Here is a 13,340-nt window from a genome sequence, read left to right on the forward strand (position 1 = left end):
GGCCGCTCTTCGGCTCGCGCACGATACCCGCCGTATGCGTCATCAGCTTGCGCAGGCTGATGACCGAGCCGTAGGGCCCGCCCTCGGCACCGGCGAACGGGTTCTCCGGCTTGAAGCCGGGCAGATAGGTCGAGACGTCGACGTCGATATCGACGAGGCCCTTTTCGACCAGTTGCATGATCGCGAGCGACGTGAAGGTCTTGGTGATCGAGCCGATACGGAAGCACGTGTCCTTGCCCATCGCGAAATGGCGGTCGTGGCGCTGGACATGGCCTTCGGCAAGCACGCCGTCGCGGTCGACGAGGGCGTAGGAGATCGACGGGATCGCCTTATCCTCGACCTCGTACCGGATCAGATCCTCGAATAGCTCGATTGAAGCAGCAGACAGAGAGGACATGGAAAATGCTCCTTGGGTCGTAAAGGGATTGGGTCTCAATGGGCGTGGCGTGGGTCGAGCATGTCGCGCAGCGCATCGCCGACCAGGTTCCACGACAGCACGAACAGGAAGACGGCCGCACCGGGGAAGGCCAGCGTGTACCAGAACTGGAACGGATTGCCGGGCTGACCGACGATCCAGTTGCGCGAATAGGCGATGAACTGGCCCCAGTCGGCATACCCCTCTTCGGTGCCGACGCCGAGGAAGCTGAGCGCCGAGGCGGACAGCACCATGGAACCGGTCGCCATCGTCGCGAGTACCAGCACCGGGAACATGGCGTTCGGCAGGATATGCAGCACGATCAGCCTGAGATCGCTGGCGCCATAGCTCCTGGCTGCGTGGATGTAATCCATCTCGCGGATCCTCAGGATCTCGCTTCGAACGATACGGGCATAACTCATCCAGCCGAATGTCGTGAGCGCGATCGTGATGGGCACGATGCCTTTGCCGAGCAACGCCGTCAGCACCATGGCGGCGATCAGGAAGGGAACGGCCATGAACACGTCGACAATGCGCATCAGCACTTCTTCAACGACGCCGCCGTAATAGGCCGCGACAGCGCCGACGACCGTGCCGATCAGCACGGAGATCGCCACGACCCCGAGCCCGATCTTGAAGGCCGTGCGCGTACCCCAGACGACGCCATAGAAGATGTCGTACTGGCCCTGGGTCGTGCCAAACACGGCCTCCGGCGAAGGCGGTTGCGGCGTCGCCAAAAAACCCGCGCGCGGCGTGTCGTAGGGCGAAAGCTGGAAGCTCTGTGGCGGTGCCAAGACGGGGGCGAAGACGGCGATCAGCACGAAAGCGAGCAGGATCACGACGCCAAATAGCGACACCGGATTGCGTGCGAGGTAACGAAGAAACTTCATTGCGTCTTCACCCTCGGGTCAAGCAACGGATAGATGAGATCGACGACCAGGTTCATCAGCACTAGGACGACTGCGAAATAGAGGCCGAAGCCGAGAACTGCAGGAAAGTCGAGATTGGCGGCGGTCTTGGCGGCAAACTGGCCGAGCCCGGCATAGTCGAAGATGGTCTCGGTGATGACCACGCCACCCATCATCACGGCGAGTTCCATGCCGGCGATGGTTGCGAGTGGCAGAAGCGCGTTGCGTCTGGCGTGATGCAATTCGACGACGCGGCGCGGCAGTCCCTTGGCGCGGGCGGTGCGCACGTAGTCCTGGCGCAGCGTTTCCAGCATCGAGGTGCGCATCACCCGCGTCATGCTGGCGACGTTGACATAGGTCAGCGTGATGACGGGTGCGGCAAGGTGACGAAGTGCGTCGCCGAAGATCGCCAGGTTACCGTTCAAGAGGGCATCGACGGTGTTGGCGCCGGTGTAGCGCACGAAATCGCCGGAACTGACGATGGTCTGGGCCCACTGGCTGAGCCGGCCAGGCGGGAACCAGTCAAGCGCCGAATAGAAGATCAGCAGCATCAGCAGGCCGAAGACGTAGACCGGAAAAGACCAGCCAAGAATGGTGAAGATGCGGATGACATGGTCCGGCCAGCGGTTGAGATAGATGCCGGCGCGCGAACCGAGGTAGACGGCGAGCAGCAGACAGGGCACGAAGGCCAGCACGACCAGCTCCAGCGTCGCCGGAAACAACGACATCAGCGCCGTCGACACCGGCTGGCGGGCGGTCTCGGACCAGCCGAGATTGCCGCTGAGAACGCCGCCGATCCAGCGGCCGTACTGGAGGTAGAAGGGATCGTTCAGCCCGTACTGCTCGATCATCCGGCGAATGCTTTCCTGACCGCCCTTGAGATAATCGGGCGACGGTGCGTAGGCCGCCAGTCTCTGTGTCGGCGAAAGCGACATCTGCAGTGCGAAGATCATCAACGACAGCGCGAAGAGGACGATCGGCAGCATCATCAATCGTCTGAGTGCATAGTTCAGCACGGCTCACACATTCCGATTTCAGGGAAAATGAAACAAGGGCTACCGGGCGGGATCGCCCGGCAGCCCTGGCCAATCAGTCGTTGGCCTTGGTGACCGGGTAGAAGTCCCACGCACCGTAGAGGATCATGTTGTCGACATAACCATCGATATTGCTGCGGGTGACGACGTAGCCGAAGTCTTCCCAGAGGAACTGGGTGGTGGCGTATTCGTAAGACATTTCCTGCAGCTTGGCGTAGATCGGCTCGCGCACGGCGGGGTCGACCGAGGCCCAGGCTTCGTCCAAGAGCGGTTTGAACTTCTCCGCCATCAGGTCGCGGTAGCCCTGGCCGACCATGCCGCCGACGAGACCCGTGGGCGAGAGGTAGTAGCTGGCGGCGCCGAGCGGACCACCCGGGTCTGAATAGTCAGGCCCCCAACCCATCACCGTCAAGGGTGCTGCCGGCTTTTCGCGGTTGTTGAGCTTGTCCGAAACGGAGGCCCAGGGCAGCGCCTGGATCTGCATCTTGAACTTCGGATTGATGCGCGACAGGCCCTGCTGCAGCGCCGAAAGTGCTGCGGTCAGCTGCGGATTGCCTTCGGTCACGTAAGCCGTGAAGGCAAAGCCTGTGTCCCAGAGCTTGCCGCCAAACGCCTTCTTGAAGTGTTCCTCGGCCTTGGCGGGATCATAGCTGTAGACAGGTGAATCCGGGCGGTAGCCCATGATGCCGCGCACGGTCGGGCCGCGCGACTGCACGGTCTTGTTGAGCAACACCTGGGTCAGCAGCGCATCGTAGTTCTGGGCGTAGTTGAAGCCCTTGCGCACGTCGATGTCGGCAAAGAAGTCCGGGGGAATGCCGGCACCATCCAGCTTGCCGCTGCCGATCGCCGGATTGTCGTTGTCGTCGAGCGGCCAGGCAAAGAAGGCGCCGCGCGAAAATACCTTCTGCAGGCCGTCAATGACTTTCACGCCTTCGGTCTTGCTGAGTTCGTCGATGAATTCGACCGGGGCGGTGACGAAATCGGCGTCACCGGACAGAAGCTGCAGGCGCCGCGTCGTCCATTCCGGCACGGTGCGCATGACCACGCGCTCAAGCTTGGCGGGGCCCATGAAGTAATTATCGAAGCGCTTCAGGGTGATGCGCCGGTCGGTCCGGTCCCATTCCTCGAGCATGAACGGCCCGGTGCCGTTTTCTTCGGCAAACAGCGGATTGGCGCCAAGCTCCGGTCGGTAATGGGCCTTCCAAGTGTCGCCGGAACCATCCCAGCCGCCGACCGATGCAACCCATTCCTTGTCGACGACCGAGGTGCCGAAGGGCAGCGCGATCACGCCGAGCGTCGCCGGAAACGACTTGGGCAGTTTCAGCGTGACATTATCGCCGTCGACGACGATCTGCGAGGCGAGCTGGTCATAGACCTTGCGCAAAACCTCGGGGCTGGCGTCATTGATGGATTTGACCTCGCCTTCGGTCTCGACCCACTTGGCGATGTCGGTGTATTTGCCGGCGGTGATCACCTCAGTGATCGCGTTCGACATCCACGACTGCCCCTGAAGGATGGCGCGCAACAGCGAATACCGCACGTCCTCCGGTGTGATCTGGCCATAGCCAGGCTCGATCGTCGCCTTTTGGGCGTCGGTCAGCTTGTCGTAGTACTCCCAGGTGACTTTGCCGTCAGCGCCCTTGATCCCGACCTTGTGAGCAAGAACGCCTTTGCGGATGGGGAAGGTGTAGCTGACGGAGCCATCGGCCGCCTGCTTGATGAGGCCGTTCTCGAGCGACGGCACTTCGGTCGAGAGCGACGGCACGAACTCGGAAATCTTCGAGCCGTTGAAGTTCAACAGGCGGCTGTAGATGTTAAGCGAGCCATAAGAGCTCGGCGTGTTGGCGATATAGGCCGGATCGAACGACTGGATGTCGTCAGTCCACATGAAGACGAAGGTGCCGGGGTTCTTGGTCTCGGCCATAGCGGGCGCAGCCGCGATGCCGAGCCCCAAGCAGAGAGCTAGGGCTAAGGTGCGTTTCATCGTTGTTCCCATTTGGTGGAGGCGGAAGTTTTTCTTCTCGTTATAGGGGAGGCTAGAAGAGCCCTTGCAGGTCTGTCCAATGTGTAATTAGGATAGACTATGCAAAACACGCATGAGGGCCGGCATGGAACTGCAATGGCTTGAAGATTTTCTCGAAATTGCCGCCACGCGGAATTTCTCGACGGCGGCGACGGCACGCAACATTTCGCAGCCTGCCTTCAGTCGCCGCATCAAATCGCTTGAGAACTGGATCGGCGCGGACTTGATCGACCGCAGCACCTATCCTGTTCAATTGACACGGGCGGGAACGATGTTCCTTCCGGGTTGCCAGCGTCTCGTACGTGAGGCGTACCGGCTGCGCACCGATTGCCGCAATGTCGCGGGCGAAAGCTCGGCCATGCTGACATTTACCTCGCTGCATACGCTGGCGATGTATTTTTTCCCGAGATGGATCGGCTCGCCGCTAATCTCGCGGATGCCGCTTCGCACCAGCATGCATGCCGCCGACTTCCTTGAAAGCATCGATCACCTATGTTCGGGCCAGTGCGATTTTGCCATCACCTATGTGCATCCCGATGGCCCGCCGGTGCTGGAAGGCGGTCCGTTCGAATCCCTGCAGATCGGCAAGGATCGCCTCATTCTCGTCTCGGGAACAGATGACAGCGGCCGGCCGCTATTCGACATCGACGGGCCTGAAACCACGGAAATTCCCTACCTCGCCTATTCCTGGAGCGACGGTTACATCGGCAAGCTGGCAACGCTCATCCAATCCCGCTGGCGCCGCCCGCTCAACCTCAGCACCGTCTACCAGTCGGGCCTTGCCGACGGCCTGAAGCACATGGCCGTCGCCGGGCGGGGCGTCGCCTGGCTGCCGCAGATCTGTGTGGCGGAAGCCCTGCGCCAAGGCCGCCTCGTCCAGATCGGCGGGCCACAAATGTCGCTCGAAATGGAGATCCGCATCTTCAGGCGCGCCGGCCCTGGTAGCGCCGACAGCGATGCGTTGTGGCAGCATCTCAAGCAGTGTGCGGCACTGCCACAGTACAAGAACGGATTCGATGCCGGCATCGACGCTGCCTGAGGCACCGTCATGACCGAAATCGCCCGACCGAGACCATATGCGAAGACAGGCGACACGATGCAGAAAGCGCATAGTTTCGATTGCCACATTCGCGACACATTGATTTCACTCGGTTTTGTGGCACGGACCGAAGCCGCTCGGATGCCGCCCGGGCACTGACGGTCAACCTCCCAGGGAGTTCTCCACCATCCGGGCATATTGACAGGATGCAACCCCGTTGCGAGACCTGATAGGGCAACGTCCCCTCCAAATCGGGTCCATGTGCTGATGTTCCTGTCTAAATCCGCGCCCCCTGAACTGCCGGAGGATGTCATCCTATCCGTGGAAGACCTTGAGGTTTCCTTCGCGGCCGGCACCCGCTCACAGCTGCGCGCGGTGCGGGGCGTCTCCTTCCGCATCGCGCGCGGCGAGACAGTTGCGCTGGTCGGCGAGTCCGGATCCGGCAAATCGGTGACCGCCATGACGATCATGCGACTGACGGAATATGACGGCGCGGCGATCACCGGCGGACGGGTGCTGATGCGCTTGAAGGATGGCAAGGTCGCCGATCTCGCGACATTGTCGGAAAAGCGGGTCGAAGCCCTTCGCGGCGCGGACATCTCGATCGTGTTCCAGGACCCGATGTCCAGCCTGAACCCGGTCTTCACCGTCGGCGACCAGATTGCCGAAGCGGTGATCCATCACCAGAACAAGAAACCCGAAGAAGCGCGCCAGATCGCACTCAACACCCTGAAGCTCGTGCGGGTGCCCGATGCGGAGCGCAGGCTCGACCAGTATCCTCACCAGCTCTCCGGCGGCATGCGCCAGCGCGTCATGATCGCCATTGCGCTTGCCTGCCGCCCATCGCTGATGATCCTCGACGAGCCGACGACCGCGCTCGACGTGACCATTCAGGCGCAGATCCTCGATTTGGTTCGCGCGCTCCAGCGCGAAATCGGCATGTCGGTGCTGTTCATTACACACGACATGGGCGTCGTTGCGGAAGTCGCAGACCGGGTCTGCGTGATGCTCAAGGGTGAAATCGTCGAGACGGGTTCGGTTTATGACATCTTCGCCAAGCCGAAGCATGCCTATACGCGTGCCCTGATTTCCGCCGTGCCGCGCCTCGGCAGCATGGCCGACAAGGATGCGCCGGAGAAATTTCCGCTGCTGGTGTTTGAACCGGAGCGGCAGCCCGCGGAGGCGACACAATGAACGCGCCGGCTCATATGACGCAAGCCTCTCGCCCACTCGTCGAGGTGCGAAACCTGGTGACGCGCTTCGATCTCAAGGCCGGGCTGTTCGGCCACGTCTCCGGCCGGGTGCACGCAGTGGAGAACGTCTCCTTCGATATTTTTCCCGGTGAGACCCTGGCGCTGGTCGGTGAATCCGGCTGCGGCAAGTCGACCGTCGCCCGCTCGCTCATGCAGCTCGATCGACCGCGATCTGGCTCCATCCGCTTTGATGGAACCGAGTTGATCGGCGCGCCGCGCGCTGTCCTCGCGCGATTTCGGCGCGAAGCGCAGATGGTCTTCCAGGATCCGTTTTCTTCGCTCAACCCGCGCATGACGATCGAGCAATCGCTGACGGATCCGATGCGGGTCCACAAGCTGGGTTCGACCGGGGACATGCGCGCGCGCGCCGCCGAACTTCTGGCAAAGGTAGAGCTTTCACCTGAGCATCTCGAGCGCTATCCGCATGCGTTTTCCGGCGGGCAGCGCCAGCGCATCTGTATCGCCCGGGCGCTTGCCCTCAAGCCGCGCCTCATCGTCGCCGACGAAGCGGTCGCTTCGCTCGACGTGACGATCCAGGCGCAGGTGATCAACCTCCTCATGGACCTGCAGCGCGAGATGCAGATCGCCCTTCTGTTCATCAGCCACGATATGGCGGTGGTCGAGCGTATCGCTCACCGCGTTGCAGTCATGTATCTCGGCGAAATCGTCGAGATCGGCGATCGCCGCTCGGTCTTCGGCAATCCGCAGCACCCCTATACCCGCAAGCTCCTATCGACCGTGCCAATTGCCGATCCGACGCGCCGTCCGGAAGGGCGCCAGCCGATGTCCGACGAAATTCCAAGTGCGGTGCGTGCGCCGGACTTCGTGCCTTCCGAACTGACGATGCGGCAAATCTCATCGACCCACTACGTGCGCCAGGTCGCAACCGGCTAACAGTAGCCGCGATAAGCCATTCCAGATCAGAGTATCCCATCATGAGCACTTTCGAAGTGACGCAACCGGCTGCCAGCGCTGCCGGCCTAGCGGCGACAGATATCAGCGACAGCGCAAGCGGGACCAAGGCCACAGGGTTCCTGCGTCCAACGGCCGCCGAGCGACCGACACCCTATATCGAGGTCGACGAGAAACGGCTCACCCGCAATATCAAGACCATGCAGGAGCGTGCCGATGCAGCCGGCGTGGCAATGTTTCCGCATGTGAAGACGCACAAGAGCCTCCACATCGCCCGGCAACAGCTGGCCGCAGGTGCGCGCGGTATCACCGCCTCCAAGCCCAGCGAAGCGCTGGTCTTTGCCGAAGCCGGGATTCCGTCGATCATCCTGGCCTATCCCATCGTCCGCGCGGCGTCGCTCGATCGCCTGCTGCCTGCGGTCAAGGCGCGGGGCGTGGAACTGCGCACGATTACGGCAAGCGAAACAGGTGTCGATGCGCTGTCGGAGGCCGCCAGCCGGCACGGCGTCGAGATCGGCGTGTTCCTCAAAGTCGACGTTGGCCTCGGCCGCGTCGGCCTCAAACCCAATGACCCGGCAGCGCCTGAACTGTGCGCAAGGATCGCCGGCGCCCCCGGCTTGCGATTTGCCGGACTGCTTTCGCACGCCGGACATGCCTACGCGGCTCCGGAGCCCCATGCCCTGGCCAAGATCGCCCACGACGAGGCGGAGGCCCTCGCCGGCCTCGCCGATCGGCTTCGGCAACGCGGAATCGCCGTCGATTGCATTTCCGTCGGCGCAACGCCGACTTGCCTCGGTGCACCGCTGCCCCAGGAAGTCGACTACATCCGGCCCGGCAATTACGTCTTCCTGGACGGCACAGCCCTTCGGCTTGGCGTTTGCAGCGCCGACGACCTCGCGCTTTCAGTCGTCGCCCGCGTCGTTGCGTCAAACGAGGCGCACTTCATCATCGACGCTGGTTCGAAGTCGATGAGCTCCGATCGCGGCGCACATGGCATGGGCGGCGCGGGGTTTGGCACGGTCGTCAGCGCCGAAGGCGATGGCGAGACCGGCCTGTGGACGCTCGAGCGACTGTCCGAGGAACATGGGTTCGTCCCCCATTCCGGGCGCCCCCTGCCGCTGGGCAGCCGCGTGCGCGTGTTCCCCAACCATTCCTGCGCCTCGATCGCCAACTTCGACAATTTCGTCCTGGCGCGCGCGGATGGCACCGCAGCCCGCCTGCCGGTCGACGCGCGCAACGGTCAGACCTGAAGAGCGCACCGGCCTTTTCGGCCGCCTGGGCGGCGATCAATCGCCGCCCTTGAGCGAGCTGAAGTTCTCGCTCCTTCTTCCATCATCAAGATGGATTGCTGGTTTCTGCGACCTAGATCTCCCAGATGTCATTGCGACGCCAATGTCAGTGAATCGAGAAGCCGACGCGGCTGATCGGACTTCAAATCCACTCCTCCAGTGCAAAGGATATGATCCATGAAGGTCCTAATGGTCCTCACTTCGCACGACACCCTCGGCAACACCGGCAAGAAGACAGGGTTCTGGCTCGAAGAGCTGGCGGCTCCCTATTACGTCTTTAAGGATGCCGGGGCCGAAATCACCCTTGCATCGCCCAAGGGCGGCCAACCGCCACTCGACCCGAAGAGCGATGAACCGATGTTCGAGACCGACCTCACTCGTCGCTTCAAGGCTGACCGGGAAGCCAAGGCCCAGCTCGCCGAGACGGTTCGCCTCGACAGCGTCAACCACAAGGACTTCGACACCGTCTTCTATCCCGGCGGTCACGGTCCGATGTGGGATCTCGCCGAGGACGGAAACTCGATCAGGCTGCTCGAAGCCTTCATTGCGGCGGGCAAGACGATTGCCCTCGTATGCCACGCCCCCGGAGTTCTGCACCGCGTCAAGAACCCGGACGGCACACCTTTCGTAAACGGTCGAAGGGTCACCGGTTTTACCAATTCCGAGGAAGCGGCCGTCGGCCTGACGGAGGTCGTGCCCTTCTTGGTGGAAGACGAGTTGCTCGATCTCGGCGCCGTTTTCTCGAAGGTGAAGGACTGGGGCGTTCACACGGTCGTCGATGGCCGGCTCATCACCGGCCAGAATCCCGCCTCGTCTGGCGAAACGGCAAAAGCCCTCCTGGCCGCCTTGAAACCGTGATCGGAGAATGGATCGAGGCGCGTCGCCAGCAAGAACAGCCGCCTCGCCTTCGCTAGGGCAGTGCTCGCCGGCGTTCAACGGCAGGCCGCGCCCAGCGTGGACTTGGTTACAGGCGGCGCCTTACAAAGATCCACATCCCTGGGCGCTGTCTTAGCCATAGGCCTGCGACGACAGTTCCCGGTGGGCATAGAAGCCAAGGCATCGTCGACGGTCAAGGCTGAGGACTTCCGAGGGCTGCGGCAGTTGTAGGAAGTGGTGGGCGACCGCTTCCTACACGGCATCGAGCGCACGCCAATGACTTCGCATCCCGCGCCTCACAGCGGGGAGTATCCCCGCTATGAGGCCAGTCGGCGTCAACAATGCCACTCAGGCCCTCAAAGCCTTAATAATGGACCGACAAGGAATCGATTGGCGTCGCTTTCGGCGGAGCGAACTTCGTCAGGTCAATTCCGTCAACAGCGGTTCGGTACTCATCCATGCTCGGCGTGCGGCCAAGGATCGCTGACAGCACCACGACCGGGGTCGAGGCCAGCAGCGATTCGCCCTTCTTCTCGGCCGTATCTTCAACGACCCGCCCCTGGAACAGACGGGTGGAGGTTGCCAGAACCGTATCGCCCTTCTCCGCCTTTTCCTGGTTGCCCATGCACAGGTTGCACCCCGGACGTTCGAGATAGAGGATGTTCTCGTATTCGGTCCGGTTCGCAGTCTTCGGCTTCAGGTCGTCGAATTCGAAGCCCGAATACTTCTGCAGGATATCCCAATCGCCTTCGGCCTTCAGCTCGTCGATGATGTTGTAGGTCGGGGCGGCAACGACCAGCGGCGCCTTGAACTCCACCTTACCTTCGAGCTTCTCGATGTTCTTCAGCATCTGCGCGACGATCTTCATGTCGCCCTTGTGCACCATGCACGAGCCGACGAAGCCGAGGTCCACCTTCTTGGCGCCGCCGTAGTAAGAAACCGGACGGATCGTGTCGTGGGTGTAGCGCTTGGACACGTCGGCGTTGTTGACATCGGGGTCGGCGATCATCGGCTCGTCGATCACGTCCAGGTCGACAACGACTTCGGCGAAGTACTTCGCGTTGGCATCGGGAGCCAGCGCCGGCTTCTCGCCCGAGCGGATCTCGGCGATGCGCGCATCGGCCTTGGCGATAAGGCCCTTCAGCGTACCGGCGGCGTTTTCCATGCCCTTGTCGATCATGATCTGGATGCGCGACTTGGCGATTTCGAGCGACTCGATCAGCGTCTCGTCCTGCGAGATGCAGATCGAGGCCTTGGCCTTCATCTCGGCCGTCCAGTCGGTGAAGGTGAAGGCCTGGTCGGCGAGCAACGTGCCGATGTGGACTTCGATGATGCGACCCTGGAAGACGTTGTCGCCACACTGCTTGAGCATCTGCGCCTGGGTCGCGTGCACCACGTCGCGGAAGTCCATGTAAGGCTGCATGGTGCCCTTGAAGGTCACCTTGACCGATTGCGGGATCGGCATGGTCGCTTCGCCGGTGGCAAGCGCCAACGCAACTGTGCCAGAGTCCGCGCCGAAGGCGACGCCCTTGGACATGCGGGTGTGGCTGTCGCCGCCGATGATGATCGCCCAGTCATCCACGGTGATGTCGTTCAATACCTTGTGGATCACGTCCGTCATCGAATGGTAGACGCCCTTCGGGTCACGGGCGGTGATCAGGCCGAAATTGTTCATGAAGCTCATGAGCTTCGGGATGTTTGCCTGCGCCTTCTTGTCCCAGACCGAGGCCGTGTGGCAGCCCGACTGATAGGCGCCGTCCACGAGCGGCGAGATGACGGTGGCCGCCATCGCCTCCAGTTCCTGCGCGGTCATCAGTCCGGTCGTGTCCTGCGAGCCGACGATGTTCACCTTCACCCGCACGTCGGAGCCCGCATGAAGGGTCTTGCCCGGCGTCACGCCGACGGCGTTGCGATTGAAGATCTTCTCGACCGCGGTCAGGCCCTGGCCCTCGACGGTGATTTCCTTGTTCGGGGCAAAGACCGGGGTGGCCTCAATGCCGAGGGTCTGGGCGGCAAAGGTCTGGAGCTTCTTGCCGAATACGATGGCATAGGAGCTTCCCGCCTTCATGAACTCCATCTTCTGCGGTGTGAAGGCGGAAGCGACGTCGACCAGTTCCTGGCCGGCCTCGTCGCGGAGTTTCTTGTTCTTCACGTCCAACGAAAGAACGGTGCCGGTCTCGACGGAGAACTTCTGTTCCAGGATCGGATTGCCGTCATTGTTGAGGATCGGCTTGCCGTCTTCACCTGTCTTTTTGACCCAGTTCTTCAGGTTGATGCCGATGCCGCCGGTTACGTCGACGGTTGTCGCGAAGATCGGCGAGATACCGTTGGTGCCTGCAACGACCGGGGCGTAGTTGACGAAGGGCACGTAGGGGCTGGCCTGCTTACCCGTCCAGAGCGCCACGTTGTTGACGCCCGACATGCGCGACGAGCCCACGCCCATGGTGCCCTTTTCGGCGATCATCATCACCCGCTTGTCCGGATGCTGCTTTTGCAACGCCACGATTTCCTGCTGCGCCTCGGGCGTGATCATGCACTGGCCGTGCAGTTCGCGGTCCGAGCGCGAGTGCGCTTGATTGCCGGGAGACAGAAGGTCGGTCGAGATATCGCCTTCGGCAGCGATAAAGGTCACGACCTTGATCTCGTCCTCGACCTCCGGGAGCTTTGTGAAGAACTCGGCCTTGGCGTAGCTCTCCAGAACGCCCTTTGCGATCGCATTGCCCGCCTTGAAGGCGTCACGCAGCCGGAACATGTCGGCATCGTAGAGGAAAACCTGCGTTTTTAGCACTTCACCGGCCTCCCCGGCTATTGCGGCGTCATCGCCAAGGGCAATGTCCAAGAGCACTTCGACCGAGGGACCACCCTTCATGTGCGAGAGCAGCTCCAGAGCGAATGCGGGGGAAATCTCGGAAACTACCGTTTCGCCAAGGATGATCTTCTTCAGGAACGCGGCCTTGACGCCAGCCGCACTCGTCGTGCCCGGCAGCGTATTGTAGATGAAGAATTTCAGGGCATCCGTCCGGTGCTCGTTGCCGGCATCCTCGATCAGCGCAATGATTTCGGCCACGAGCCCGCCGTCATCGATCGGTTTGGGAGCGAGCTTTTGACTTTCTCTGCTTTTGATCTCAGCCAGGTAATCGAGGTAAAGGGTCATCGCTATCTCAACGTTTAGAGGTATGTGCCGTCCAATGCCGTTCGTTGAACAGCTTTGCTGGCTGAGGTGGTTATACGCCTCGACTACGTCAACCAACGCCGGCTGACAAGATACCGCAACCGCGTTAAAAAGTGGTGGTTTGAATTCAAGTTTAATGGACTAGACGTTGCCTTGAACGCGCATCGGATTGGATTATGGCAAACTTCGATTTCCTACATGGGCGATATGGCCCTGACTTCTCATTGAGTCAGGCCCACAGTTAAGCGATTGATATATTAGTGACGGCGTACCGGATTCGCGGAAAGTGACCTTCCCGTGGCGCTTCATTCTTGGCTATGTGCGCGTGTCAGTCTTTTGATGGAGTTTCTTCCCCGCGTCCCAGAGCCAACTGGGCGCGAGCCTTGCCCCGCCTTCCCCGGCGGGGTTTTCTTTTGGAC

The 13,340-nt window shown here is 61.6% G+C and carries 8 protein-coding genes and 1 pseudogene; 4 read left to right on the forward strand and 5 right to left on the reverse strand.

Features of this window, described 5'->3' with window-relative positions:
• The 4 genes from L981_RS00005 to L981_RS00020 all read right to left on the reverse strand — a co-directional run.
• Positions 1 to 397: serine hydrolase (locus tag L981_RS00005; RefSeq protein WP_043610579.1), on the reverse strand; the 397-nt coding region annotated here is incomplete at its 3' end.
• Between the two features lie 35 nt (positions 398 to 432).
• Positions 433 to 1,305 (reverse strand): ABC transporter permease, encoded by an 873-nt coding sequence (locus L981_RS00010; protein ID WP_029742577.1) that lies wholly within the window; start codon positions 1,303 to 1,305, stop codon positions 433 to 435.
• Positions 1,302 to 2,339: an ABC transporter permease gene (locus tag L981_RS00015; protein ID WP_244546825.1), complete on the reverse strand. Its 1,038-nt coding sequence runs from the start codon at positions 2,337 to 2,339 to the stop codon at positions 1,302 to 1,304. Before L981_RS00015 ends, L981_RS00010 begins: the two co-directional genes overlap by 4 nt.
• A gap of 73 nt (positions 2,340 to 2,412) precedes the next feature.
• The gene (locus L981_RS00020; protein ID WP_043610582.1) at positions 2,413 to 4,341 is read right to left on the reverse strand and encodes an ABC transporter substrate-binding protein; all 1,929 of its coding nucleotides are present in this window, start codon (positions 4,339 to 4,341) and stop codon (positions 2,413 to 2,415) included.
• Positions 4,342 to 4,465: 124 nt separating this feature from the next.
• Here L981_RS00020 and L981_RS00025 point away from each other — a divergent pair, with 124 nt between their 5' ends.
• The 4 genes and pseudogenes from L981_RS00025 (at position 4,466) to L981_RS00040 (ending at position 9,731) form a co-directional block, all read left to right on the forward strand.
• Positions 4,466 to 5,419, forward strand: coding sequence for a LysR family transcriptional regulator (locus L981_RS00025; protein WP_043610583.1), 954 nt, complete (start codon positions 4,466 to 4,468; stop codon positions 5,417 to 5,419).
• 267 nt (positions 5,420 to 5,686) lie between these two features.
• Positions 5,687 to 7,566 (forward strand): annotated as a pseudogene (locus L981_RS35925) (ABC transporter ATP-binding protein).
• Between the two features lie 41 nt (positions 7,567 to 7,607).
• On the forward strand, positions 7,608 to 8,834 hold the full coding sequence (locus tag L981_RS00035; RefSeq protein WP_052201489.1) for an alanine racemase: 1,227 nt from the start codon (positions 7,608 to 7,610) through the stop codon (positions 8,832 to 8,834).
• Positions 8,835 to 9,050: 216 nt separating this feature from the next.
• The gene (locus L981_RS00040) at positions 9,051 to 9,731 is read left to right on the forward strand and encodes a type 1 glutamine amidotransferase domain-containing protein (RefSeq protein ID WP_043610584.1); all 681 of its coding nucleotides are present in this window, start codon (positions 9,051 to 9,053) and stop codon (positions 9,729 to 9,731) included.
• Between the two features lie 382 nt (positions 9,732 to 10,113).
• Here L981_RS00040 and L981_RS00045 read toward each other — a convergent pair whose 3' ends face one another.
• Positions 10,114 to 12,903, reverse strand: a complete 2,790-nt coding sequence (locus tag L981_RS00045; RefSeq protein WP_043610587.1) for a bifunctional aconitate hydratase 2/2-methylisocitrate dehydratase — start codon at positions 12,901 to 12,903, stop codon at positions 10,114 to 10,116.
• Positions 12,904 to 13,340 lie beyond the last annotated feature (437 nt).

This window comes from Ensifer sp. ZNC0028, assembly GCF_000799055.1.
Lineage (GTDB): Bacteria > Pseudomonadota > Alphaproteobacteria > Rhizobiales > Rhizobiaceae > Ensifer.

Excerpts from the sequence above, each read along its gene's own strand:
- L981_RS00040 (WP_043610584.1), top strand. The coding sequence starts at position 9,051 with ATGAAGGTCCTAATGGTCCTCACTTCGCACGACACCCTCGGCAACACC.
- L981_RS00010 (WP_029742577.1), bottom strand. The coding sequence starts at position 1,305 with ATGAAGTTTCTTCGTTACCTCGCACGCAATCCGGTGTCGCTATTTGGC.
- L981_RS00025 (WP_043610583.1), top strand. The coding sequence starts at position 4,466 with ATGGAACTGCAATGGCTTGAAGATTTTCTCGAAATTGCCGCCACGCGG.
- L981_RS00020 (WP_043610582.1), bottom strand. The coding sequence starts at position 4,341 with ATGAAACGCACCTTAGCCCTAGCTCTCTGCTTGGGGCTCGGCATCGCG.
- L981_RS00035 (WP_052201489.1), top strand. The coding sequence starts at position 7,608 with ATGAGCACTTTCGAAGTGACGCAACCGGCTGCCAGCGCTGCCGGCCTA.
- L981_RS00045 (WP_043610587.1), bottom strand. The coding sequence starts at position 12,903 with ATGACCCTTTACCTCGATTACCTGGCTGAGATCAAAAGCAGAGAAAGT.